At 69.1% G+C, this 22,526-nt stretch carries 25 protein-coding genes; 11 read left to right on the forward strand and 14 right to left on the reverse strand.

Features of this window, described 5'->3' with window-relative positions:
• Nucleotides 1-109 precede the first annotated feature (109 nt).
• Nucleotides 110-1,006, reverse strand: a complete 897-nt coding sequence (locus ACFWIW_RS12650; protein ID WP_378368563.1) for an LLM class flavin-dependent oxidoreductase — start codon at nucleotides 1,004-1,006, stop codon at nucleotides 110-112.
• Nucleotides 1,007-1,120: 114 nt separating this feature from the next.
• Between ACFWIW_RS12650 and ACFWIW_RS12655 the strand changes: the two genes are divergently transcribed.
• The 5 genes from ACFWIW_RS12655 (at nucleotide 1,121) to ACFWIW_RS12675 (ending at nucleotide 4,853) form a co-directional block, all read left to right on the forward strand.
• A complete protein-coding gene (locus tag ACFWIW_RS12655; RefSeq protein ID WP_378368742.1) occupies nucleotides 1,121-1,543 on the forward strand; it encodes a hypothetical protein in 423 nt (140 codons plus the stop codon).
• Nucleotides 1,537-1,752: a helix-turn-helix transcriptional regulator gene (locus ACFWIW_RS12660; RefSeq protein ID WP_240594208.1), complete on the forward strand. Its 216-nt coding sequence runs from the start codon at nucleotides 1,537-1,539 to the stop codon at nucleotides 1,750-1,752. The genes ACFWIW_RS12655 and ACFWIW_RS12660 overlap by 7 nt, the downstream gene beginning before the upstream one ends.
• 14 nt (nucleotides 1,753-1,766) lie before the next feature.
• Nucleotides 1,767-2,729 (forward strand): NAD(P)-dependent alcohol dehydrogenase, encoded by a 963-nt coding sequence (locus ACFWIW_RS12665; protein WP_378368564.1) that lies wholly within the window; start codon nucleotides 1,767-1,769, stop codon nucleotides 2,727-2,729.
• An 83-nt stretch (nucleotides 2,730-2,812) separates the two neighbouring features.
• Nucleotides 2,813-4,348: an alkaline phosphatase D family protein gene (locus tag ACFWIW_RS12670; RefSeq protein WP_378368565.1), complete on the forward strand. Its 1,536-nt coding sequence runs from the start codon at nucleotides 2,813-2,815 to the stop codon at nucleotides 4,346-4,348.
• 163 nt (nucleotides 4,349-4,511) lie between these two features.
• Complete coding sequence (locus ACFWIW_RS12675; protein WP_043848297.1) at nucleotides 4,512-4,853, forward strand: hypothetical protein; 342 nt, start codon at nucleotides 4,512-4,514, stop codon at nucleotides 4,851-4,853.
• Nucleotides 4,854-4,890: 37 nt separating this feature from the next.
• On the opposite strand, the gene ACFWIW_RS12680 is transcribed toward ACFWIW_RS12675, so the two are convergent.
• Together ACFWIW_RS12680 and ACFWIW_RS12685 are read right to left on the reverse strand one after the other, a co-directional pair.
• Nucleotides 4,891-5,754 (reverse strand): alpha/beta fold hydrolase, encoded by an 864-nt coding sequence (locus tag ACFWIW_RS12680; RefSeq protein WP_378368566.1) that lies wholly within the window; start codon nucleotides 5,752-5,754, stop codon nucleotides 4,891-4,893.
• 28 nt (nucleotides 5,755-5,782) lie between these two features.
• Nucleotides 5,783-6,607 (reverse strand): GAF and ANTAR domain-containing protein, encoded by an 825-nt coding sequence (locus tag ACFWIW_RS12685; protein WP_378368567.1) that lies wholly within the window; start codon nucleotides 6,605-6,607, stop codon nucleotides 5,783-5,785.
• Nucleotides 6,608-6,946: 339 nt separating this feature from the next.
• Here ACFWIW_RS12685 and ACFWIW_RS12690 point away from each other — a divergent pair, with 339 nt between their 5' ends.
• The gene (locus ACFWIW_RS12690) at nucleotides 6,947-8,380 is read left to right on the forward strand and encodes a PP2C family protein-serine/threonine phosphatase (protein ID WP_378368568.1); all 1,434 of its coding nucleotides are present in this window, start codon (nucleotides 6,947-6,949) and stop codon (nucleotides 8,378-8,380) included.
• A gap of 6 nt (nucleotides 8,381-8,386) precedes the next feature.
• On the opposite strand, the gene ACFWIW_RS12695 is transcribed toward ACFWIW_RS12690, so the two are convergent.
• From ACFWIW_RS12695 to ACFWIW_RS12720, 6 genes are all read right to left on the reverse strand, one after another.
• Nucleotides 8,387-8,941 (reverse strand): isochorismatase family protein, encoded by a 555-nt coding sequence (locus tag ACFWIW_RS12695; protein ID WP_378368569.1) that lies wholly within the window; start codon nucleotides 8,939-8,941, stop codon nucleotides 8,387-8,389.
• A gap of 68 nt (nucleotides 8,942-9,009) precedes the next feature.
• Nucleotides 9,010-9,837: an acetylxylan esterase gene (locus ACFWIW_RS12700; protein ID WP_378368570.1), complete on the reverse strand. Its 828-nt coding sequence runs from the start codon at nucleotides 9,835-9,837 to the stop codon at nucleotides 9,010-9,012.
• Nucleotides 9,838-9,976: 139 nt separating this feature from the next.
• Nucleotides 9,977-10,528: a hypothetical protein gene (locus ACFWIW_RS12705; RefSeq protein ID WP_378368571.1), complete on the reverse strand. Its 552-nt coding sequence runs from the start codon at nucleotides 10,526-10,528 to the stop codon at nucleotides 9,977-9,979.
• Nucleotides 10,529-10,608: 80 nt separating this feature from the next.
• Nucleotides 10,609-11,790, reverse strand: coding sequence for a cysteine desulfurase-like protein (locus ACFWIW_RS12710; RefSeq protein WP_378368572.1), 1,182 nt, complete (start codon nucleotides 11,788-11,790; stop codon nucleotides 10,609-10,611).
• 81 nt (nucleotides 11,791-11,871) lie between these two features.
• Nucleotides 11,872-13,857, reverse strand: coding sequence for a peptidase S8/S53 subtilisin kexin sedolisin (locus ACFWIW_RS12715; protein ID WP_378368573.1), 1,986 nt, complete (start codon nucleotides 13,855-13,857; stop codon nucleotides 11,872-11,874).
• Nucleotides 13,858-13,973: 116 nt separating this feature from the next.
• Nucleotides 13,974-14,777 carry a sulfite exporter TauE/SafE family protein gene (locus ACFWIW_RS12720; RefSeq protein ID WP_378368574.1) on the reverse strand — a complete coding sequence of 268 codons (804 nt, stop codon included), beginning with the start codon at nucleotides 14,775-14,777 and terminating at the stop codon, nucleotides 13,974-13,976.
• A gap of 91 nt (nucleotides 14,778-14,868) precedes the next feature.
• Between ACFWIW_RS12720 and ACFWIW_RS12725 the strand changes: the two genes are divergently transcribed.
• Complete coding sequence (locus tag ACFWIW_RS12725; protein ID WP_378368575.1) at nucleotides 14,869-15,642, forward strand: AraC family transcriptional regulator; 774 nt, start codon at nucleotides 14,869-14,871, stop codon at nucleotides 15,640-15,642.
• Nucleotides 15,643-15,739: 97 nt separating this feature from the next.
• Nucleotides 15,740-16,516, forward strand: coding sequence for an acetoin reductase (locus ACFWIW_RS12730; protein WP_378368576.1), 777 nt, complete (start codon nucleotides 15,740-15,742; stop codon nucleotides 16,514-16,516).
• A gap of 4 nt (nucleotides 16,517-16,520) precedes the next feature.
• On the opposite strand, the gene ACFWIW_RS12735 is transcribed toward ACFWIW_RS12730, so the two are convergent.
• Nucleotides 16,521-17,336, reverse strand: coding sequence for a DUF1206 domain-containing protein (locus ACFWIW_RS12735; protein WP_378368577.1), 816 nt, complete (start codon nucleotides 17,334-17,336; stop codon nucleotides 16,521-16,523).
• A gap of 84 nt (nucleotides 17,337-17,420) precedes the next feature.
• Complete coding sequence (locus ACFWIW_RS12740) at nucleotides 17,421-17,831, reverse strand: hypothetical protein (RefSeq protein ID WP_378368578.1); 411 nt, start codon at nucleotides 17,829-17,831, stop codon at nucleotides 17,421-17,423.
• A gap of 110 nt (nucleotides 17,832-17,941) precedes the next feature.
• Between ACFWIW_RS12740 and ACFWIW_RS12745 the strand changes: the two genes are divergently transcribed.
• Entirely contained in the window at nucleotides 17,942-18,526 is a 585-nt protein-coding gene (locus ACFWIW_RS12745; protein ID WP_378368579.1) for a dihydrofolate reductase family protein, read from the forward strand.
• 32 nt (nucleotides 18,527-18,558) lie between these two features.
• Here ACFWIW_RS12745 and ACFWIW_RS12750 read toward each other — a convergent pair whose 3' ends face one another.
• Nucleotides 18,559-18,846, reverse strand: a complete 288-nt coding sequence (locus tag ACFWIW_RS12750; RefSeq protein WP_378368580.1) for a hypothetical protein — start codon at nucleotides 18,844-18,846, stop codon at nucleotides 18,559-18,561.
• Between the two features lie 31 nt (nucleotides 18,847-18,877).
• Nucleotides 18,878-19,984 carry a 23S rRNA (adenine(2503)-C(2))-methyltransferase RlmN gene (gene rlmN / locus ACFWIW_RS12755; RefSeq protein WP_240594222.1) on the reverse strand — a complete coding sequence of 369 codons (1,107 nt, stop codon included), beginning with the start codon at nucleotides 19,982-19,984 and terminating at the stop codon, nucleotides 18,878-18,880.
• A gap of 176 nt (nucleotides 19,985-20,160) precedes the next feature.
• Here rlmN and ACFWIW_RS12760 point away from each other — a divergent pair, with 176 nt between their 5' ends.
• Nucleotides 20,161-20,772 carry a PadR family transcriptional regulator gene (locus tag ACFWIW_RS12760; RefSeq protein WP_378368581.1) on the forward strand — a complete coding sequence of 204 codons (612 nt, stop codon included), beginning with the start codon at nucleotides 20,161-20,163 and terminating at the stop codon, nucleotides 20,770-20,772.
• On the opposite strand, the gene ACFWIW_RS12765 is transcribed toward ACFWIW_RS12760, so the two are convergent.
• Complete coding sequence (locus ACFWIW_RS12765; protein ID WP_378368582.1) at nucleotides 20,718-21,557, reverse strand: class I SAM-dependent methyltransferase; 840 nt, start codon at nucleotides 21,555-21,557, stop codon at nucleotides 20,718-20,720. The two genes, ACFWIW_RS12760 and ACFWIW_RS12765, sit on opposite strands and share 55 nt — an antisense overlap.
• A 115-nt stretch (nucleotides 21,558-21,672) precedes the next feature.
• Between ACFWIW_RS12765 and ACFWIW_RS12770 the strand changes: the two genes are divergently transcribed.
• Entirely contained in the window at nucleotides 21,673-22,518 is an 846-nt protein-coding gene (locus tag ACFWIW_RS12770) for a VOC family protein (RefSeq protein ID WP_378368583.1), read from the forward strand.
• Nucleotides 22,519-22,526: the final 8 nt, after the last annotated feature.

Raw genomic sequence — 22,526 nt, forward strand, 5'->3', positions numbered from 1 at the left:
ACCCCCGGGCCCACCCCCAAACCCCCCCTCCCCCTCCACCCCTCACCCCCCCCCGCGTGGGGCCCACCGCGGTTAATAACCCCGCCCCCCACACACGAGGCCATGGTGGTCAGCCCCGGGCCAGCTCCTCGCGAACCGCGGGGACGACTTCGTTCCCCCAGCGGCCGAGCGCGCTGTCGGTGGAGGTCCCGTCCTCGACCGGGAAGTAGATGAACCCCGCCGCACCGTGATCGCGCACCGCCGAGACCAGTTCCTCGGCCCATTGTTCCGGCGAACCACCGACCCAGCGCCCGTCGCCGTCACGCGGGGACGCCACCGGGTTTTCCGTTATGCGGCCGGGGAAGTTGTAGATGGTCGCGATCTCACCGGGGTCCCGTCCCGCGTCGACGGCCGCCTGATCGATCACCGGGCGGGATTCGGCGAACCGCGGGCTGAGCCAGTCCGCGGCGTGCCCCGGGATCCAGCCGTCGGCCAGTTTCCCGGTCACCGCGAGGGATTTGGGCCCGACCGCGCCCGTCCAGACCGGCGGCGCGGCGGCGGCCGCCGGAACCAATCCGTCGACTGAGTAGAACTCCCCCTCGAACGTCACCGGCGCCCCGCCCCCGGACAGCGCCTTGATCAGGGTGATCGCCTCCCCCATCGCCCGGACCGCCTCGGCGGGCGTCCGGTGCTCCACCCCGAGTTTGGCGATCTCCCGCCAGAGCCCGCCCGCACCGATCCCGAGCGCGACACGACCACCCGAGAGCGCCGAAAGCGACGTGATCGTCCTCGCCAGCATCGGCGCGGGGCGGCTCGGCAGGTTGGTGACGTTGACGGCGGCCGTCACGTGCGACGTCCTGCCGAGGATCACGCCCAGCGCCGCGTAGGCGTCCAGCCGGTCGGCGAAGTACGGGTGATCGGACAAGCTGACCAGGTCGAGTCCCGCGCGATCGGCCTGTTCGGCGTGCCGCAGAAGGTCGTCCACCTCGCCGACGCCGGTTTCGAGGCCGAATCCGAACAGTGCCATCACCACTCCCTAAGTTCGTAGTACGCACTATTTGTATCACGAACTAATTCTTGGTGTCGATGTAAAGGATATTTGACATGATGTCTAGAACTCTTTACCTTGGCTCTCGTGGCGATGGAAGAGAAACGCGCGTGGATCATGGTGGTGGTCACGATCTGCGCCTACGCGGCGTATCTGATCGTCGTCCTCGGCCGGGCAGGCTCCGGCCCGCTCGTCGACGTCCCCTACGTGGCGACGCTGTTGTGGACGATCGGAGCGGCCATCGCGGCCTCGATCGTGCTGAACGTCGCCGCGGCGATCGCCTCCCCGCGTGACGCCGGCCGCAAAGACCAGCGAGACCGCGAGATCGACCGGTTCGGCGAGTACATCGGACAGTCGTTCGTCGTGATCGGCGGCGTCGCGGCGCTCGTCATGGCGATGGCGGAACTGGACCACTTCTGGATCGCCAACGCCGTCTACCTCGCCTTCGTGTGCGCGTCCCTGCTCGGCTCGATCGCGAAGATCGCCGCGTACCGCTGGGGATTCCAGGCATGGTGAAACCGACCAAGGTCACGAACTCCATCCGCGCCCTGCGGTTCGCCGAGGGCGAGATGACCCAGGCCGAACTCGCGGACCGGATCGGCGTCACGCGCCAGACGGTCATCGCGATCGAGCAAGGCCGATACTCGCCGTCGCTCGAGATGGCCTTCCAGATAGCCCGCGTGTTCGGCGTCGGGCTCGACGACGTTTTCCAGTACCCAGACTAGGAAAAGAGGCCGCCGTGAAGGCGATCGTCCAGAACGAGTACGGCACCGCCGACGTACTGAAGCCCGCCGATCTGCCCGAACCCGAAGCGGGGCCGGACGATGTGGTGGTGCGGATCCGGGCCGCGGGGGTCGATCCCGGCGTCTGGCACCTCATGGAGGGCTCTCCGTATCTGGTACGGCTGATGGGTTTCGGGGTACGGAGACCGAAGGCCCGTGTTCGCGGGCTGGACTTCGCCGGCGTCGTGCACGCCGTCGGCGGGGAGGTGACGCGATTCCGCCCCGGCGACGAGGTTTTCGGCACCTGTCAGGGATCTTTCGCCGAGTACGCACTGACCACAGTGGACAAGATCGCCCGGAAACCCGAGGGGCTCGGCTTCGACGAAGCGGCGGCCGTCCCGATCTCCGCTTTCACCGCGCTCCAAGCGCTCCGGGACAGAGGCCGGGTCGCTCCCCGGCAGAAGGTCCTCGTCATCGGCGCGGGTGGCGGCGTGGGCACCTTCGCGGTGCAGATCGCCAAGGCGTTCGGCGCCGACGTGGACGGCGTCTGCGGCACCGGCAAGGTCGACCTGGTGCGCTCGCTCGGCGCGGCCCGGGTCTTCGACTACACCCGCGAGGACTTCGGCGGCGGCTACGACCTCATCGTCGACACCGCGGGCAACCGGTCGCTGACCTCGCTGCGGAAATCCCTTACCCCGCGCGGAACCCTCGTCCTCGTCGGCGGCGAGAGCGAGGGGAAATGGATCGGCGCGGTTGGCCGCAATCTCCGGGCGCTCATGCTCGGGCCGTTCGTGAAGCAGAAGCTGCGCGGCCTGTTCTCCACAGAGAACCAGGACGATCTTCAGACGCTGCGCGCGCTCATCGAGGCCGGGAAGCTGACCCCGGTCATCGGCCGGGCCTACTCACTGGCCGAGGTACCCGAAGCCGTCCGCCACGTGCGGGAAGGTCATACGAGCGGCAAGGTCGTCATCACCGTCTGATGTTCTCCCCCACGTCGACCTCCGGCCATCTCGGCGGTGTTCGGTGTCGGTGAGCGATCCGACGAGTTCCGAGGAGACCACCGATGTCCGTCAACCGCCGCGACCTGTTGCGAGGCGCCGCCACCGCCGGCGCGCTGGGGCTGGCCTGGCCGTTGAGTTCGCGGATGACGGTCGCGCAGGCCGAGGAGGCCGCCGCCGCGCTGGGCGCGACCTGGGACGAGGCGCCGTTCACGCTCGGCGTCGCGTCCGGCGACCCGGTCCCGTACGGCGTCGCGCTCTGGACCAGGCTCGCGCCGAAGCCGATGGAGTTCGAGCAGCCACTGGACGACACCGTCGAGGTCGGCTGGGAGGTGGCCACCGACCGCGGGTTCCGCCGCCGCGTGGCGCGCGGGACGGCGGCCGCCACCGCCGGGCTCGGGCACAGCGTGCACGTGCCGGTTTCCGGGCTGGAGCCGGGCTCGCAGTACTACTACCGCTTCCACGCGCTCGGCAAGGTCAGCCGGGTCGGCCGCACCCGCACCGCCCCGGTCGGGCCGGTCCGGCGGGTGCGGTTCGCCTCGGCGAACTGCCAGGCGTTCCACGACGGGTTCTACGCGGCGCACGCCGGGATCGCGCGGGAGGAACTGGACTTCGTCGTCCACCTCGGCGACTACGTCTACGAGCACGGTCAGGTCGGCGGCAACCCACTGCGCGACCACGAAGGCCCCGAGGTGCTGACCCTGCCGGCGTACCGGCGGCGGCACGCGCTCTACAAATCCGACCCCTCGTTGCGGGACGCCCACGCGGCCCACCCCTGGTTCATCACCTGGGACGATCACGAGGTCGTCAACGACTACAGCGGCACCACCCCGTCGCTGCGGGCCCGGCGCTCGGCGGCGTATCAAGCCTGGTTCGAGCATATGCCGGTGCGCCCGGACCACCCCTCGTCGCCGAGGATCCACCGGCAGCGCCGCTGGGGCGACCTCCTCGATCTGTCCATTTTGGACCTTCGGCAGTACCGGTCGGCGCAGAACCTGCCCGACGGCACGATCCTCGGCGCGGACCAGAAGGCGTGGCTCAAGGACCAGGTGACCGGCGCCGGCGAGGCCTGGCATTGCTGGGTGAACTCGATCATGCTGAGCCAGCTGGCGAAACCCGGCGGTGGCTACATGTTCACGGACCAGTGGGACGGCTTCCTCGCCGAACGCGAGGAGGTGCTGACCCACGTGGCACAGAGCGGTCTCGAAGACCTCGTGGTGATCACCGGCGACTGGCATTCCGCGTTCGTCGACGACATCCGCCCGGACTTCGCGGACCCGTCCACCCCGGTGATCGGCACGGAGTTCACCGCGCATTCGATCACCTCCGGCGCCTACTCCCCCGAATGGAACGCCACGAACGGACCGAGGATGGGCGCGGCGAACCCGCACCTCAAGTACTTCGAGGGCGACCGGTACGGCTACGACGTCTACGAGGTCACCCCGCGCCGCTGGAGCACGCACATGCGGGTGATCGGCGACCGGCGCGACCCGCGCTCCCCGGTGAGCACCTTGACGACGTTCCACGTCGACCGCGGCAGGCCCGGATCCTATGAGGACCGGTCCACCATCACCTCTCCGGCGCAGTACCGGCGACGCTAGGCCAAAAGGGGAGCCGGGAACTCAGAAGAGGGGCGGGCGACGCCCTTTCGGAGCAGCGCGGTTCACCGCACGCGTTCTCGTTTCACCTGCCCGATGAATTCACGGCAATTCTTCCGTGCGGCTAATCTGGCCTTTCCACCGGGAACAAGACGCGGGAGAAACAATGAAGAAGAAAATCGCCGCTTTGGCCATGGCCGCCTTTTCGGCGGCCGGATTCCTGGCCGCCTCGCCGGCCGCCGCGGCGACCGAAGGCCAGTTCCCGCCCTACGGATGCGACAGCAATCGCTACGGAATCCTCTTCGGTGAGGGCATTTCGATGACCTGCTTCTCACTGCCGAGACACTCGGAAACCTATCGGGTGGTCGCCCACTGCGCGTCCGGCTCCTCCTTTTGGTACACCGTCGGACATTGGGTGCCGATCGGTTTCGGCCCCTCGACGGCGGAATGTCACGGCGCGCTCCTTTCGAGCGCATACGTGGCCGGATATCACGTAGACGACTTCTAATATCCGAATGAAACGATGTTGATCTTCGCGGCGCGTTTCAGCGTCCGCTCCCGGCTGGTCCCCACCGGCCCACTTCCGTGGTCAGCCACCGATGCAGCGAAAAGGCGAGTTCGACCGGCGCGTCGTACTGGATCAGATGCCCGGCATCGGGAATGACGTCCAGGAGGGCACCCGGGATCGCGCCGGCGAGCCGTTCCGCGCGGTCCACCGGGATCCATGTGTCGTCCGCGCCCCAGATCACCTTCACCGGCAACGCGAGTTCCGGGTAGCGGTCCTGGATCTCGTCGGTGTACCGGACATCCGCCTCGGCGATCTGCCGGTAGAAGGCGCGTTGCCCCGCCTCGTCCAGCCAAGGCCCGGTCAGCGTGGCCAGTTGCGCGCCGGTGAGACCACGATGGGAGGCCGTCCCGATGTAGGACTCGAGCGCGCCCCGGTGCACCGCCGGGGGCTGCGCCTGGAAGACCTCGGCGTTCTCGGCGACGAGCCGGAAGAACTCCGAACCCCATGGCCGCAGCGCGACGACGTCCACCAGCGCGAGCGAGGCGTACTCCGCGCCGTGCAGCAGCTTCGCGCGCAGCGAAACGGCCCCGCCGTAGTCGTGGGCGATCACGTGCGGGGCGGTCAGCCCCCAATACTTGAGCAGGTCGGCGAAAAGCTCGCCCTGCGTGCCGAGATCGACGGCATGCCCGGGATCCTTGGACGAAGCACCGTATCCGGGCATGTCCCAGACGTGGACGGCGAACTCCTCGCTGAGCGCCCGCGCGAAAGGCGCCCACAGCTGCGCCGACCACGGTGTCCCGTGGCACAGCACCACCGGGGCGCCTTCGCCGAGGCGCTCCCACGCGACCGAACGGCCACGCCACTCGAACGTCCGCGACAATTCCAGCTCGCCGAAACCCATGATCGCGATCGTAGTGGCGGCCACCCGTTCAGTCGGGCAATTGCAGTTCCGTATGCCGTTTGGACAGCATCTCCGCCAGTTCCCGGAGTTTGACGTTCATGTTCTGCGACGTATGCCGCAACACCTCGAACGCCTCCGCGGCGTCGATCCCGCGCCGCGCCATCAAGATGCCCTTCGCCTGCCCGATCGCGTCCCGGCTGTCCAGCGCCTGCTGGAGCTGCTCCTCCTGAAGCTGACCGCGCGTGACCGCGTGCGTCGTCGCCAAAGCCAGCGACGCGTGCGTCGCCAGCAGCAGCAGCACGTCGCGGTCGGCCCTGGCGATGCCGTGCGGACGGCGCGAGTAGACGTTCAGCGCGCCGGAAAGCTGCGAACTCGACGCTTCCGGCAGCAAGGCCGTCGAGACCAGCGAGTGGAACCCGAGCGCCGCGGCGGCGGGGCCGAAACGCGGCCATCGAGCGTCTTCGGCGAGGTTGTCGCTGAAGGCCGCCGCCGGTCCCGAAACCCGCGCCGCTTCGACACAGGCACCCTCGCCGTACTGATATTGCAACTGGTCCAGTTCGCCGGCGATCTCGTCGGTGCCCACCGGGGTGTGGAACCCCCCGTCGGGATCGAGGAGGGTGACGCTGACCAGATCCGCGCCCGGCACCAGATCACGCGTCGCGAAGACCACTCGTTCGAGTACCGCCGCGATCGAACCGGAATCCAGCAACGCCCTGGTCAGGGACACGAACTGGTTGACCAGTGGCCCGGCGAGGAGCCGGGCGCCGTTTTCAGAGGTCACCGGCAGTTCGCCGTCGCCGACATCCTCGACGAATCGGTTCTTGTCCCGCTGCCAGTCGATTTCATCGTCCAAAGCCCGCCTCTCCCACTTCTGCACATCGGCGTGATGCACCACGGGAGCCACCGGCGGGAACCGGCGCCGAGCGCGCACCATCAACCGCCGCAACCAACCCGGTTACCGGCGGATCGGCGCTAACTTCTCAACGCTCAGAACCGCTTTCGGAAGCCGACCTTAGCCGAATGCGATCACCTCGCCTACCGCGACCCACGTTCGGCCCGCCCCGGATCGTCACTTCCGGCCGCGCCGTCGGCGGACCGCTCGGCCACCTGGCGTAACGCGACGCCCTTCCGGTCATGTTTCATCCGCGGTCGCGGTTGGTATCCGGGCCCCGTATCGCCGAGCACTCCGGGGGTGGTCACTGTGTCCTCGCTCCAGGCCGAGGAGCAGCGACGGCTCGTCGCGGCCTGCTTCGCGCGCACCGGGCTCACGGTGGAACAGCTGTGGCTGAGGTACTTCGCGCTCGGCGGTGACGTCAGCGAAGGCGAACTGCGGGCGTTCCTGCGGGGTTCGTCCTCCTTGCCGAGGATTCAGCGGGACATGGTCGCCCACGCGGTCAACGAGCGCCTCGACGAGATCTCCGGCGCACGACGGGCACCGTACAGCCGCGACACCGGTGAGGACGCCCGCCCTCGCGGCCCGCTGGCCGCGCTGGTGGGACTTCTCGACGGTGCCCACCGGGTCGCCCCGGAACGGCTGCCCGAGGTCATCGCCGCGGCGGGGCGCGCGCTGGACCTCCGGATAGCCGTCTATCTCGCCGACTACGACCAGCACCGGCTCATCCCGTTCCCCGGGCAGCCGCCCGGCCGGGTGCCGCTGGCGATCGAAACCAGCACCGCGGGCCAGGCGTACCGGCGCGCGGGCGCCATGCTCGCCGAAGACTCCGCCGGACCGCGCCTGTGGACCGCGCTGCTGGACGGCGACGAGCGCGTGGGCGTGCTCGAGGTCGAAGCCGGCGTGAACACCGACCTCAACGACCCCACGCTGCGCACACAGTGCCACTGGCTCGCGTCGCTGTCCGGCCACCTCATCGCCGCCGCGATGCGCTACGGCGACGGCCTCGACGTGACGCGCCGCCGTCGACGGCGCGGACCCACCGCCGAGCTGCTCTGGGAGCACCTGCCCCCGTTGACGGCGGCGACGCGCGACGTCGTGGTGGCAGGCGGCGTCGAGCCCGCCTACGACCTTCGCGGCGTCACTTTCGACTACGCCCTTTCCGAAACGACGGCATGGCTGGCGATCTTCGACGCGGGCCGTGACACCGAGTCCGCGGGGCTGGTGGTGTCGGCGGCACTCGCGGCCTACCGGTCCGCCCGCCGCGAGGGCCAAGGCCTGCAGGGCCAGGAGAGCGCTGTCGACAAAGCGCTTTCGGCTCAGTTCGGCGTCGGCACCGCGGTCCGCGGGACCCTGGCCGAAGTGGACCTCGCCCGCGGGGAGCTGCGCCACCTGGAAGCGGGCGGGGAAGCCCCGCTCGTGCTCGGCGACGGGCACGGACCGGCCACAGTGGACAGTGCGCGGCGATCGCCGTTCGGCGCCGGGACGCCCGGCCGTGTCTCGGCCGCCCGCCTCCGGCCCGGAGATCTCCTCGTCCTGCACACCGAAGGCCTCTCGGACGCGCGTTCCGGAGACGGCGCGCGGTTCTCACTCGCCGGAAGTCTGGCCGCCAACGCCGGGCACGTACCGCCTGAAATCGCCCGTCGGGTGCTGCAGGCGGCGAAGTCCCACTGCCACAACACTTTCGCCGGTGACGCCGGCCTGCTGCTCGCTCACTGGCCGGGAACGCCGTGAAGCCGCTCAGGCGTTGAAATCGACGTCTTCGGTCATCACCGTCCCTCCCTTCCGGCCCGGCGCGACGTGATACCGCCAGTACCGGTTCGTATGCGCGATGGCCAGCTCCGGCGCGATCCCGCCCCACTCGGTCTTGTCCCCGGTCGTGTGCGCGTCGCCGACCAGCGTCGCGTCGTAACCGCGGACGATGGCGCCGTGCAGCGTCGAACGGATGCAGGCGTCGGTCTCGGCCCCGACGACCACGAGCCGTCCGACACCGCGTTCGGCCAGCACCTTCTCCAGATCGGTGTCCTCGAACGAGTCCCCGTAGGACTTTTCGACGAGTGGCTCGGCTTCCTCCCGCTTCAGCTCGCCGACGATGCGCCATTCCTCGCTCCCTCGCACGAGCTCGTCGTCGGAATGCTGCACCCACACGACCGGGACGCCTTCCCGCCGTGCCCTGCCGACGAGACCGCCGATGTTCGCGACCACGGCGTCGCGCCGGTATCCGTCTTCGACGACGGCGTTCTGGACGTCGACGACGAGGAGCGCGGTGTTCGGCCGGTTGTCGAGAGTGGTCATGACGGGTATCCCTCCAGGTCAGGCTGCCGAGGCAGACCCTAGCCCGGACCACCGACAAGAACCGGCGATCAAGCCCCCGGAACGGCCAGCGCCTTCGCGTTGCGCCGGACATCGGACCACGCGCCGTCACCGCACAATCCGCAGGACGGGCCGAAGAACTCCGCGCGGGCCCGCTCGTCGCCGGAAAGCCAGAACCGGAACCACGCCGTGATCGCGCCGCGGAACCCGCCCCCGTCGCCGACGGGCGTGAAATGGGTCGCCCCGCCGAGTTCGCCGTAGATGGCGGGGACCTGGCCCGCGAGGCGGTATCGCGGGATGACCAGCAGCCCGGGGACGACGATGGTGTCGAACTGGCCGCCGAGGAAGAACGAAGGGCCCTTGAGCGCCGTGGCGGAGCCCTGCGGCCCCGGCTCGATCGGGATCGTGGTGGTGACGCGCGAGTCGGCACCGGCGGCGATCGCTCCGCCCCCGCCCTGGGAGTGGCCGGTGGCGCCGATATGGGCGGTGTCGATCTTCCCTTCGTAACGGCTGCCGGGACGGGAGTTCTCGGCGATCAAGGTCGTGGCCCCGGCCAGCATCTCCTGTCCCGAGCCGGCGTTCGGCGTGTCGGCCGCCGCGACGACGAAACCGTGGGAGGCCAGATGCCGCAGCAGGCCGTCATAGATCTTCGGGTTCGCGCCGGTCCCGTTGCCCCACAGGATCACCGGGTGTCGCTCCAGCCGCGAAGGCCGGTACACGGTGTGCGCGCTGTCGAGGGCTTCGACGGTCACCGCGTAGGGGCCTGGTTCACTCCACCGGGTGTCGATGCCGGTCGCGGCCGTCGCGGCGGGCGCGAGGCCGACGGTGGCGAGCGCGACCATCCCGGCGATGAGTGTCCGTGCGCGAAGTCTCCCCATGATGGTCACCCGTCCCGTTCCGCCAGGGCCCCGTCGCCCACGGCACTCCTTCTCAGAGTGTCGGTACGGTCACCGTACGTCCATGGGGCCGATCACAAGATCGGGCGGACGACTCTTGTGATCGGGCCCAAAACGAGGATCAGCCGACGAGCTGCCACAGATAGCTCGGGCTCTTCACCGGTGCGACGGCGTTCTTCTTCCAGAGGTACTTCACCTTGCAGGGCGGGACGATCCGGTACTTCTGCACGGTGAAGGAACGGCCTTCCTTGTACTGCTGCAGCCGCAACGTCTTCCCCGCGGGCACAGTCGCGGCGTAGGACCAGGAGTCGGCCTTCGAGTAACTCGCGCCGACGCTCACCGCCAGCGAGACACTCGCCTTCGCGAAGATGACGCCCGCCTCGGCGCTGGTCGTGCCGGTGATGGAGGCATTGACCGAGGAGGTCGTCGTCTTGTTGTAGGTGATCGTGCCCGGTCCGCGCAGGTAGTCACTGCGCAGGTTCGTCTTCATCCAGGCCTTGGCACCGTTCGAGATCTTGTAGTCGGGCGGATCGTTGACCTCGGGGCAGGGCTGGATCGCCAGCGACGAAGCCCCCGCCCCGAGCGCCGCGGGCGCCACGCACAGCGCGCAACCGAGAAGAACAGAAGCGGCCATCGACCGGAAACGCATCGCGAACCTCCCGTTGTCGATCATGACCGAACGGTAATACGGCTCCTGGTGACGACGCGGAAATCCAACCTGTTCGGGTTACGCCCGACTGTCCACTGTGGTCTTCATCCGAACGTCGAAAGCCCGTCGAGCAACCTGTCGACGTCGTCGGTGCTGGTGTACGGTGCGAGCCCGACCCGGAGCGCCGGATCCTCCAGTTTCAAGGCCGCGAACACTTCGTAGGCGTAGAAGGATCCCGCCGGCGCGACGATGTTCCTTTCGGCGAGAAGCCGTTGTGCCTCACGCTCGCGGCCGCCGAGGCTCATCAGGACGGTCGGGGTCCGGTCCGCCGCCTTGCAGTGGACGGTGACGGCGTCGCCCAGCCCCTTCTCCAGCCTGGCGCGCAACGCGCTTTCGTGCTCGTGCAACGAGTTCATCGAGTCCGCGAGCCGTTCTCGTCGTGCTCCGCCCGATCCGGGGTCCAGCGCGGCGAGGAAGTCCACCGCCGCCGTGGCGCCCGCGAGGATTTCGTAGGGCAGCGTGCCGAATTCGAACCGTTCGGGCACGGTGTCCGGCGACGGCATGAGCTTGTCCGGCTCGACGGTTTCCAGCAGGGCGGGCGACGCGCCGAGCACCCCGCAGTGCGGGCCGAGGAACTTGTACGGCGAGCAGACGAAGAAATCCGCTCCGAGCGCGGGCACGTCCACCAGTTCGTGGGCGGCGTAGTGCACTCCGTCCACGAACACCAGCGCCCCGGCGTCGTGGGCGAGATCGGCGATCCGGCGGATCGGCGGTTTGGTGCCGAGGACGTTCGAAGCCGCCGTCACCGCGACCAGCCTCGTCCGTTCGGTGAGGACGAGGGAATCGAGGTCGAGTTCCGTGGTCTCGGGGTCGATGTCGAGCCAGCGGACGGTCGTCCCGGTTCGTTCGGCGGCCTGGACCCACGGCCGGACGTTGGCGTCGTGATCGAGACGGCTGACGACGATCTCGTCGCCCTCGCGCCAGCTTTTGGCCAGGTGCCGGGAAAAGTCGTACGTCAGCTGAGTGGCGCTGCGGCCGTGGACGACACCTTCGGCAGGTACTCCGAGGAAGTCCGCGTAGGCGTCGCGGAACCCTGAGACGGCGTTCTCCGCGTTGAGTTCGGACGGAGTGACCTTGCCCCGGTTCGACAACGGACCGGTCAGCGTCCCGGCGATGGCGTCGGCGACCGCCCGGGGTGTCTGGGTACCCGCGGGTCCGTCGAAGAAGGCGGTTCCGTCGGCGAGGGAAGGGAAATGGAGCCGGAGAGCGGCGACATCGATGGCCATGTCCTCGACTCTCGCATCCGGCGAGGCACGCGTAAACGCTTCGTGGCCGGAACTTCCTCCGGCCACGAAGCGTCTCCGGACTCAGTACAGCGTCAACCGGTAGGCGCCGGACTGCGCGGTGCCGGCGAACAGGTACCGGCCGTCCGCGCTCACCGCAAGCGAGAGCACCCTGGGATCGGGCAGCGCGCCGGGCACAGGCGACCAGGTGCGGCCGAAGTCCGTGCTGCGCAGCACCCCGCCGCCGGTCGCGTTGCTCGCGAACCACACCCGGAAGTCGAACGGATGCGGCAGGATCCGGCTGATCTCACGGGGGTCCTCGCCGTCGAGGACCCGGCGGAACGTCTTGCCGCCGTCCTCGCTCAGGTGGACGCCCGCGCCGCCGATGAGCATGCGGCCGCCACCCCATCGGCTGATCGAGATCGAACTGACCGGTTGGCTGGTGACGTGGGTCCAGGTCTTGCCCCCGTCGTCCGACCGGGACAGGCCGTCGGAGTCCCCGCCCCAGACCCGGTCCGGGTTCCAGGGATCACCGGCGAACGCGATGAAGCCGTTGTCGGTCGCGAGCTTTTCCCAGGTCTTCCCGGCATCGTTGCTGCGGTAAAGCACGTAACCGCTGGGTGCGAAGGCCGAGACGATCACCCGGTCCGGATCGGCCGGGTGGGCGAAGATCGTCCGCGGGAGGCCTTCCTTCGCCTTCGCCGCGAACTGCCAGGTCCGTCCGCCGTCGCCGCTGCGGAGCACGTCGAGCGAGAACCCGTTCCGGGTGACCTGCCATACGACGTCCGGACGGCCCGGGGAGACGGACAGACGCGCGTCCTCGTGCAGCCGGTCGGTCGGATGCGACTGCCAGACCCGGTCCGCCGCGGCCACCTTCCCGCGCGGGAGCGGGGTGTTGTAGATCTCCTGCACGCCCGCCGCGACGACGCTCTCGCGCAGCAGGTTCCCGGTGGTCACGAGGTCGCGGATGGACTCACCGGGGACACCGAGCTGCCGGTAGCCCCGTTTGCCCTCGTCCGCGTACACGCCTCGGTAGAGCGAGGAGATCAGCGTGGTGGCGGGTTTGCCCGGTCCGGCGGGGAGATCGATCATGTCGCTGACGCCCTCGCCCGGCGCGGGTACCGGTTTGCGGGTCCAGGTGCGGCCGAAGTCCGCGCTGACGTCTATGTCGTTATACGTCGAAACGTACAGACGTCCGCCGAGGAAACGCGGTTCGCGCAGGGTCTGCTCGCCCGGGTCGCGGCGCAGCACCGCCCAGGTCTTGCCGCCGTCGGTGGAGCCGTGCAGTTCGGGACCGGCCGTGACCACGAGCCGCTTGCCGTCCGAAGCGACCTGGTTGATCTCGCCGTTGGTCCGGTAGACGAGTTCGGCCTGCGGTTCCTTGCCGCTGACCCCGCGGACCACCCAAAGGGCGTACTCGGGGTAGACCGTCGTGAGGTAGGCGTCGTCACCGACCATCGTGAGCTTGAGCGAGCCGACCGGCGAGGCGTTGCCCTCGCGCGGCCAGGTCCTCGGCACGTCGTTCCAGTGCTCGCCACCGTCGGTGCTGACGCTCAGGGAATCCATGTTCTGCACCACGACGACCCGGCCCGCCGGGTCCGTGGCCATGCCGAACGCGCCGTCGGGGTACCACTCGCGCAGGGTTTCCCAGGTCTGGCCGCGGTCGGTGGTCCGCACCAGCACGCCACGCCATTCGCCGAGGAAGCCCGCCGGTTTGTTGCCCACCGCGAGCATCCGGTCCGGGTTCGCCGGATCGACGAAGAATCCCTGGATGGAGGTGTCTTGCGGCAGTCCGCGGCGCACACTCCACGATGCGCCGCGATCGCCGGAAAGCCAGAGCGCGGGCGGGCTCGGCTGCATCATCGCCAGTCCGGCGGGCGAAGCGGCGAGCAGTCCGCCGACGCTGTTCGGGCCGATCGGTTCCCAGCCGCCGCGCGGCAGCCCGGTCGCGTTGACGTCCGCGGGCGGTGTCCGGGGTTCGGCGGTGGCCACCGACGTCGCCCCGGTGGTGCCGAGAACCGTCAGCAGCCCGAGAACGAACATGCGTTTGGTGATCGATCTCAGTTTCATGCGGGAGATCTTGGCGCAAGATCCGGAAAAGAGATAGAGGATTCGTCGGATCTTTGCCTGGCGATAACCCCTTGCCAGCTCACGGATGCCTTGTCAAGGCTTGACTTCGCGGCAACTCATCGGACCACTATCGCGATCAGCGCGGCGACCAGTAGGGCGAGGTACGCGATCGCGTGCGCACGGTCCGGGATCCGGCCGACCACCCGGCGCGTCACGGCGATGGTCGGCAGCGACCCGCACAGCAGCGCGCCCGCGGCCACCAGATCGACGTAGCCCAGGTGAGCGGCGCCCGAAGCCGTGCCCGTCGCCGCGAAGGCGTAGACGGCCGTGCCGATCACCGCCACGGGCAGGCTCAGCGGATTCGCCAGCGCGGTCGCGTCGGCCATCGGCAATCCCTTGCGCCGCATCAGTGGCACGGTGAGGACGCTGCCCCCGACGCCGAGGAAACTCGCCACGGCACCGATCCCGGTTCCGCCCGCGACGGTGGTGATCCCGCCGAGCGCACGCGGCCCGCCGTCGTCCCGCCTGCTCACGAAACCCGTCCGGACGACGCTGTCCGCGATGGTCAGCGCGAGGTAGGCGACGAAGAGCCAGCGCAGGACACTCTCGTCGGCCACGGTGGCGGCGAAGGACCCGAGCACGGCACCCAACCCGATGAAGACGATGAGCGGCCACAGGTAGTCGCGGCGGAGCCGCCCTGTCCGCCGCTGGGCGAGGGTCGCGCTCCCGGCGTTGACCACCATCACCGCGGTCGACGTGGCCACCGCCACGTGCATCGCGCCCAATGCGTGTCCCGGATCGGCGAGCGCGAAGGCGTAGACGACGGGCACGGTGATGAACCCGCCGCCGAATCCGAAAAGGACGGTGGTGACGCCGCTCAGGCAACCGAACCCGAGGAGCACCGAGATCTCGATCAGCACTCCCTCGACGGTAGGCCTCGCCGGTACGTCGGGCATTCGAAAGGGCGCCAGATTCTTTCGCCGATCGGACATCCCGCGTAGCCTTGGTGAGATGCGTGACATCCCCATCGACGAGGTCGACCATCTCGACCGCGCGGTGGTGGCGATCCGCACCGATTACCCGCCGGGGCACCGGATCCTCCCGCATCGGCACCGTCGGGCGCAGTTCCTCTACAGCGCGACGGGATCGATGCGGGTCGAAACGGCCGACGGCACGTGGACCATCCCGACGCGGCGCGCGGTGCTCGTCCCGCCGGAAACCGTCCATCAGGTCTTCACGACGAACGTGAGCACCCGGAGCCTGTACATCGAGCCGAAGGCAGTGCCGTGGTTCCCGCGCCGCTGCCAGGTCGTCGAAGTGTCCGCGCTGCTCCGGGAACTTCTGAACGAGGCCGTCGGCGTGCCGGAGCTGTACGCCTCCCGTGGAAGGGACGCCGCGGTCATCGGACTGGCCCTGCACGAGATCCGCCGGTCCGCCCCGGTCCGGCTCGACCTCCCGCTGCCGAAGCACGAACGGCTGCGCGCCCTGTGCGAGTCCTTTTTGGACGCTCCGGACATCCATGATCCGGCGAGTGCCTGGGCGAGGCGGCTGCACGTGAGCGAGCGGACGCTGAACCGGCTCTTCACCGCGGAGACCGGGATGGGTTTCGCCCGCTGGCGGCAGCGGGCCTGCGTCCTGCATTCCCTGTCACTGCTGTCGGACGGCCTGCCCATCGCCGCGATCGCCGCCTCGCTCGGCTACGAGAGCCCCGCCGCGTTCTCGACGATGTTCAACCGGCTTCTCGGCACCTCGCCGAAGGACTACCGCGCCGCGTCCGCGCTCTGAACCCCGGTGTCTCAAAGTGAGACACGGCGCCCCTCCCGCGGTTCCGCCGCCGCCCCTACGTTTCGTTCAAGCCCAGGCGAACAAAGGAGTTCATCGCATGAGCAAGAACGTACTCGTCACCGGTGCGGCACGAGGGATCGGAAAGGGGATCGCGCTCCGGCTCGCCGCCGACGGGCACGACGTCGCGGTCAACGACGTCGCCGCCAACGAAGCGGAACTCGAAGCGGTCGCCAAGGAGATCCGCGAAACGGGACGGCGCTCGACGGCGATCACCGCGGACGTCTCGGACCCGGCGTCCGTCACCGCCATGGTCGGCGAAACCGCCGCCGCGCTGGGTTCCCTCGACGTCATGGTCGCGAACGCGGGGATCGCGCAGGTCCTGCCGCTGCTCGAAGTGACCCCCGAGGACTGGGACCGGATGATGGCCGTCAACGCGCGCGGCATGTTCCTCTGCTACCAGGCCGCGGCCAAGCAGATGATCGAACAGGGGAACGGCGGGAAGATCATCGGCGCGGCGTCCATCGTCGCCCACCGCCCGTTCGCCTTGCTGGGCCACTATTCCGCGTCCAAATGGGCGGTGCGAGGGCTGACCCAGGCCGCCGCGATGGAATGGGCACGGCACGGAATCACCGTCAACGCGTACTGCCCCGGCATCGTCGGAACCGCCATGTGGGACCTCATCGACGAGAAACTGGCGGAATCGGAAGGAATCCGGAAGGGCCAGGCGATCGAGAAGTATTCGAACCTGATCCATCTCGGGCGGGTCTCCGTACCCGAGGACGTGGCGGCGTACGTGTCGTACCTCGCTTCCCCGGATTCCGACTACATGACCGGCCAGTCGGTGATGATCGACGGCGGAATCCAGTTCGCCTGACGGCTCACCCGCGCTGCGCCCGTGCCGCCCCGACGCAGTACACACCGAAGGCCGCGACCCCGGCGGCCACCACGATGAGCAGAACCGTGCCGAACGGCTGGGCGGCCAAGGTCCGCAGGGCGGCGTCGAGCCCGCCGGAACGGGACGGATCATGCGTCAGCGCCGCGTACCCGACCAGTACCGCGACCACACCGAACACGAAACCCCTTGCCACGTAACCGATCCTGCCCAGACGCTCCACCCACCGCCGGGTCCCCGTGGGGAGCTTCGCGAGGTCGAGGTCCTGTTCGAAGGTCCGGCGTATCCCCTTCACCGCCGAGCCGACGGCGACGCCGAACACGATGACGGCCACCACGGTCACCAGGAACGGGCCGGCGGGCAACCCGAGCAGCCACGCGGTGAACTCACGCTGCTTCTGGTCACCGCCGCCCTGTTCCCCCGCACCCATGGCGACCTTGGCCGCGTACACACCCAGCGAGATCCCGACCAGGCAGCGCACTCCGGACGTCACCCGCTTGACGGTGCGAGTGCGCTGCTTGCCGATCCAGGTGTAGCCGACCGCCGCCAGCAACCCCTGCCACAGGCCGTAGGCCACCAGCCCTGCCGCCAGCACCCACAACAGCACCCCGCCCGCCGGGGTCGAACCGACTTCGGCGATCGCGCCGCGTCCGTCGGCCTCCTGGCCGCCACCGCCGACGGCGACGCGCACCGCCAGATACCCGATGAGCAGATACACCAGGCCATAGCAGCCCATGCCGATCCGTCCGAGCACCTGGACGGCCTTGTTGCGGCGCACCTGTCTCGCCTTGGTCGCGGACATCCGGTCCACCTCCTCTTCATCGAGTGTCGCCGCCCACGATGAAGACCGCCGCGCGACTGGTCCGTCCGGCCCAGCGAAGGACGCCTAAGCGGACAGCCAGTCGTCCGTGCTGCGATGTCCGCCGAGCCCGACGGCGTCGAACTCGTCGAAGTGGTCGCCCTTGAGCACGCCCAGCCGCCGAAGCGCCTGGGAGATCGGGCTGCCGTCGGCCGGGCCGGGTTCGTCTTCGTCGACGTGCAGCGGGCCGAGGACGGTCTCGCCGCCCTCCCACACCTGCGCGGACTGCGTCCCGGCGCCACCGAAGTACTCGGCCTCGACGTATGCCACGGCTCCGTCCTGGGAGCACTCGGCGAGCGGCCTGGTATCGAACCGGGTCTCGGTCACCGGCATCAGCGACAGGCCGTGTCCGAGCGGCACGAGCCGTGCGCCTTCGATCGCATCGAGCAATCGGCTCCGCGCGGACTCGGTGACGATGACGGCTTGGAGGCAGTACACGCCCGCATCCTGCCACTTCGCCGTCCCGCGAAGAATTTCCGCCGCCGATGTCGATCGGCGCCGGACGCGTTCGTAGCCAGGGTGAGAGACGAACTCACCGAAGGAGCATCATGACCGCGACGTACACGTTCGACGTCTTTTCCAGCCTCGACGGCTACGGCTCCCACACCGGCGATTGGGGCGGCTACTGGGGCAAGCAAGGCCCGGAATTCCTCGACCACCGCCTCGCGCTGTACTCCGAGGAGCAGCGGATGGTCTTCGGCGCCACCACGTTCCGGGCGAACATGGAGATGCTCAACGCGGAGTCCCCGGAGGTCGAGGGGCTGGATCCGTGGGTCTCCCGGCTGAAGCACCTGCCGGCGACGGTCGTCTCGACCACGCTGCGGGAACCGCTCGACTGGCCGGACGCGACCGTCGTGAGCGGGGACGCGGTCGACGTCGTGGCCCGGCTCAAGGAGGAGTCCGACGTGCCGCTGCGCTCGCACGGCGGCCTGGCGATGAACCGGGCACTGATGGCCGCCGGTCTGGTGGATCGCGTCCAGGTGACGGTCTTCCCGGTGATCACCGGAAGGACCGGAGCCGCCTCGATCTTCCAGGGTGCGGCCGACTTCGACCTCGAACTGCTCGAGAGCCGGACGTTCGACGGGCGTATCCAGGAGCTCGTCTACCGGCCCACTCGGCACGAATCGAGCTGACCATCCACAAAGGACGGCCGCGTCGATCCTGCCTACGCCGTGACCGACGCGGCCCCGAGCCAGGGCGCAAGCAGGGCTTCGAGGTCGGCGTCCGACAGCGCGTACGGGCCGCCGTGGAACTCGTGCCACCGCGAAGCGTCCCGAGCCGCCGTGTACTCCACCTCGAACGCCCGCATCAGGACGTACATGAAGGTCACCGAGCTGAACCGCTCGCCGAGCAACGTCCTGGCCTCGCGCGCGACACCGGTCGCACCACGGCCGAGCACGTCCGAGAGCTTCAGCTCCTCCGCAGCCGGATCCAGCAGGCTGGGGGCATACATCACGACAAAATCTCCATCACTGAAAGGAAACTCAGTTCTCGGCGGCGAGCTGACCGCACGCCGCCGCGATCTCCTGACCACGCGTGTCACGCACCGTGCACGCCACTCCGCCCGCGTTCACCAGCCGGACGAACTCCCGCTCCACCGGCTTCGGCGACGCGTCCCACTTGCTTCCCGGCGTCGGGTTCAGCGGGATCACGTTCACGTGCACCAGCTGGCCCAGGTGCTGGCGAAGCCGCTTCGCCAGCAGCTCGGCACGCCAAGGCTGGTCGTTGACGTCCCGGATCAGCGCGTACTCGATCGACACGCGGCGACCGGAAGTGTCCGCGTAGTACCGGGCCGCGGACAGGACCTCGTCCACCGACCAGCGCTCGTTCACCGGCACCAGCGTGTCCCGCAGTTCGTCGTCCGGCGTGTGCAGCGAAACCGCCAGGCGCACCTGCATCTTCTCGTCCGCCAGCTTCCGGATCGCCGGCGCGAGACCCACCGTCGACACGGTCACCGAACGCTGACCGATACCGAGCCCTTCCGGCGAGGGGTCGGTGATCCGCCGGACCGCCGCCACCACCCGCTTGTAGTTCGCCAGCGGTTCGCCCATGCCCATGAAGACGATGTTCGACAGACGGCCGGGGCCGCCGGGCATGAGGCCGTCGCGCATCACGGCGGCGGCGGAGCGGACCTGGTCGACGATCTCCGCGGTCGACAGGTTCCGGTCGAGGCCGCCCTGCCCGGTCGCGCAGAAGGGGCACGCCATGCCGCAACCCGCCTGGCTCGAGATGCACAGGGTCGCGCGGTCCGGGTAGCGCATCAGCACGCTCTCCAGCAGCGTCCCGTCGTGCGCGCGCCACAAGGTCTTGCGGGTGGTCCCGTCGTCGCAGGCGAGCGCCTTGACCTCGGTGAGCAGCGTCGGCATCAGATCGCCGACGAGCTTCTCCCGTGACGCCGCCGGGATGTCGGTCATCTCCTCCGGGTTCACCGTGAGCCGCGAGAAGTAGTGGTTCGAAAGCTGCTTCGCGCGGAACGGCTTCTCACCCAGCTCGGCGACGGCCGCGGCCCGCTCGGCGGCGGTGAGATCGGCGAGGTGGCGCGGCGGGAGGCCGCGCTTGGGCGCGTCGAAGACGAGAGGGAGGGCAGTCATAGCCCACCCAGTCTCCCATGTCCACCTTCCGCGCGGCCGGGCCGCCCCGGATCACTGTTCCCCAGATCACGACACCACAAGTCACTGAGACCCAACTCACGCGAAAGGGGTTGCCGAGCGACTGTTTCCGATATATCGTGAACGGGTCGGAACATTACGAAGAGAGGATTCACATCATGCGACGACGACCTTTCCCCCCAGAACACGGCCGACCCGCCTTCGGGCCTTGGGCTCGCGGCGGCTTCGGCGAATTCCCCCCGGGGCCGGGCGGACCGGGCCATCGGCACCGGCACGGCCGTCGCGGCGGCCCCGGCGGACGGCGCGGCAAACGCGGCGACGTCCGCGCCGCGATCCTGGCGCTGCTTTCCGAGCAGCCGAGGCACGGGTACGAGATCATCCGCGAGATCGGCGAACGCAGCGGCGGCTTCTGGAAGCCGAGCCCCGGCTCGGTCTACCCAACGCTGCAGATGCTGGCCGACGAAGGCCTGGTGATCAGCAAGGACGAGAACGGCAAGAAGCTGTTCGAGCTCACCGAAACCGGCCGCGCCGCGGCCGAGCAGCAGGACGCCGTCCCGCCGTGGGAACAGATCGCCCACGACGTCGACCCGGTCGAGGTGAACCTGCGCAAGGCGGGCGCGACCCTGGCCGCGGCGGTCGCGCAGGTCATGCACGCCGGCAGCGAAAGCCAGCAGGCCCGCACCGTCGACGTGCTCAACGAGGCACGCCGGGCGATCTACGGAATCCTCGGCGAGGCCGAGGACACCACCCCGGACGAGGACACGGAGTGATCCGGCACGACGAGGCCGGTGGGCTTGACCCGCGTATGCACGCGATAGCCCACCGGCAGCGTCACCTGCTTCTCCCCGGCACCTGACGAAACCTCGTTGAGGCGCCGGACCTCCGCGATCGCCTTCGCCGCGACAGGCGCGCTGAACTCGATCTTGAGCACCGCTTCCATCGCGGCGGCGTCTTCGAACAGCCACCGCGTCATCACCTTGCGGCAGTCGAATCCCTGACGGGCGAAGAACTTCTCGACGCCGGGCGGGTCGTAGTGCGGCAGATCCAGCCGCATCCAGCGGCCGTAGGGCTCACTCGTCACGTCGAGATCCACGATCATCATCAGCCCACCCGGGCGCAACACCCGTTCCGCTTCGCGAAGGCCGGGTTCGCAACCTGGGCCGAAGAAGTACGCGGTGCGCGCGTGGACGACGTCGAAAGCCGCGTCCGGCAAGGGAAGCCGCTGCGCACGTCCTTGCCGCACCTCGACGTTCGCCAGCCGCTCCACCCGGTTCCGCGCGTCGCGGACGAGCGGCTCATGGGGTTCGACACCGACCACCGACCGCGCCGTCGCGGCGAACCGCGGCAGGTGGAAACCGTCACCACAGCCGATGTCGAGGACGTCCGCCCCGGACCAATCGCGAGAGCCGGCGAGCACGCGCCAGATTTCGTCGTCGACGTCCTGCGCGCGGTTCTCGACCTCGTAGGCCTTTTGGTAATACCAGATGTTCGGGCTCGGCAGCACCTCCTCGCCGCCGCGGCGGGAGGAGGAGAGGGCTCGGGGAAACCAGCGCACGGAAGCTCCAACGAAGGGACACCGGGCCGGGTTCCGGGGTATCCGGGTCGAAATCTTTGACGGAAACAATGCGGTCAGCGACTAGACTTTACTCCCACCGGTAAGGGAGAACCGCATGTCGCTTGGCTCGGCCGCCCACACTTCCGTCATACCTTCAGGAATCCCGTGCTGGATCGAGCTCGCGTGCAGAGACGAAGCGGCCACACAAGCCTTCTACAGCGGGCTTTTCGACTGGGAGTTCACCGTTCAGCGTGATCCGGCGACGCCGACCGGCCGGTACTCGATCGCGACACTGAACGGCGTCCCGACCGCTGGTCTGTACCGCGCGGGCGCGGAGGGGCCGTCCGGCTGGAGCGTCCACATCTCGGTGCACCAGGCGGCCGCCGCCGCCGAATGGGTCGACAGTCTCGGTGGCCGGGTCACGCTCGGGCCGATGGCGATCCCGCATCGCGGCAACATCCTTCACGCGATCGACGCGTGCGGCGCGCACGTCGTCTTCTGGGAGCCGCCCGCCACCTGGGAATTCGCGACCGGGGTGCCGAACACCTTCAGCGGCGCGGACCTCAACACCCACGACGGCGCGGCGGCGGATCACTTCTACTGCCGCCTCTTCAACTACACCAGCCACCAGATCGGCGACGGCGCGTCGCTCGACTACGCCGAATGGCTCATCGAGCACGAACCGGTGCTGTACCGGTACGTGATGGGCTCGGAGTACCGGCCGGACACTCCCCCGCACTGGATGGTCTACCTGGCCCTCGACCCGGCTCGCGGCGCGGACGCCGCGGCCGGGCAGGCCTTGATGCTCGGCGGCTCCGTCGTGGTCCAGCCCTACGACACCCCGTACGGCCGGATGGCGATCCTCGCCGACCCGGACGGTTCGGTCTTCGCCGTGATCGACCACTCCCGGGCCGTCGAGGGCTGGGGCACCGCCGAAGTCGACGATCCTTACGACGACTGAGCCGGGCC

The organism is Amycolatopsis sp. NPDC058340, assembly GCF_042723975.1.
Taxonomy (GTDB): Bacteria; Actinomycetota; Actinomycetes; order Mycobacteriales; family Pseudonocardiaceae; genus Amycolatopsis.

Coding starts and splice junctions, on each gene's coding strand:
- ACFWIW_RS12650 (WP_378368563.1), bottom strand. CDS start 1,006: ATGGCACTGTTCGGATTCGGCCTCGAAACCGGCGTCGGCGAGGTGGAC.
- ACFWIW_RS12655 (WP_378368742.1), top strand. CDS start 1,121: ATGGAAGAGAAACGCGCGTGGATCATGGTGGTGGTCACGATCTGCGCC.
- ACFWIW_RS12660 (WP_240594208.1), top strand. CDS start 1,537: ATGGTGAAACCGACCAAGGTCACGAACTCCATCCGCGCCCTGCGGTTC.
- ACFWIW_RS12670 (WP_378368565.1), top strand. CDS start 2,813: ATGTCCGTCAACCGCCGCGACCTGTTGCGAGGCGCCGCCACCGCCGGC.
- ACFWIW_RS12675 (WP_043848297.1), top strand. CDS start 4,512: ATGAAGAAGAAAATCGCCGCTTTGGCCATGGCCGCCTTTTCGGCGGCC.
- ACFWIW_RS12680 (WP_378368566.1), bottom strand. CDS start 5,754: ATGGGTTTCGGCGAGCTGGAATTGTCGCGGACGTTCGAGTGGCGTGGC.
- ACFWIW_RS12695 (WP_378368569.1), bottom strand. CDS start 8,941: ATGACCACTCTCGACAACCGGCCGAACACCGCGCTCCTCGTCGTCGAC.
- ACFWIW_RS12700 (WP_378368570.1), bottom strand. CDS start 9,837: ATGGGGAGACTTCGCGCACGGACACTCATCGCCGGGATGGTCGCGCTC.
- ACFWIW_RS12705 (WP_378368571.1), bottom strand. CDS start 10,528: ATGATCGACAACGGGAGGTTCGCGATGCGTTTCCGGTCGATGGCCGCT.
- ACFWIW_RS12710 (WP_378368572.1), bottom strand. CDS start 11,790: ATGGCCATCGATGTCGCCGCTCTCCGGCTCCATTTCCCTTCCCTCGCC.
- ACFWIW_RS12715 (WP_378368573.1), bottom strand. CDS start 13,857: ATGAAACTGAGATCGATCACCAAACGCATGTTCGTTCTCGGGCTGCTG.
- ACFWIW_RS12725 (WP_378368575.1), top strand. CDS start 14,869: ATGCGTGACATCCCCATCGACGAGGTCGACCATCTCGACCGCGCGGTG.
- ACFWIW_RS12730 (WP_378368576.1), top strand. CDS start 15,740: ATGAGCAAGAACGTACTCGTCACCGGTGCGGCACGAGGGATCGGAAAG.
- ACFWIW_RS12735 (WP_378368577.1), bottom strand. CDS start 17,336: ATGTCCGCGACCAAGGCGAGACAGGTGCGCCGCAACAAGGCCGTCCAG.
- ACFWIW_RS12745 (WP_378368579.1), top strand. CDS start 17,942: ATGACCGCGACGTACACGTTCGACGTCTTTTCCAGCCTCGACGGCTAC.
- ACFWIW_RS12750 (WP_378368580.1), bottom strand. CDS start 18,846: ATGTATGCCCCCAGCCTGCTGGATCCGGCTGCGGAGGAGCTGAAGCTC.
- rlmN (WP_240594222.1), bottom strand. CDS start 19,984: ATGACTGCCCTCCCTCTCGTCTTCGACGCGCCCAAGCGCGGCCTCCCG.
- ACFWIW_RS12760 (WP_378368581.1), top strand. CDS start 20,161: ATGCGACGACGACCTTTCCCCCCAGAACACGGCCGACCCGCCTTCGGG.
- ACFWIW_RS12770 (WP_378368583.1), top strand. CDS start 21,673: ATGTCGCTTGGCTCGGCCGCCCACACTTCCGTCATACCTTCAGGAATC.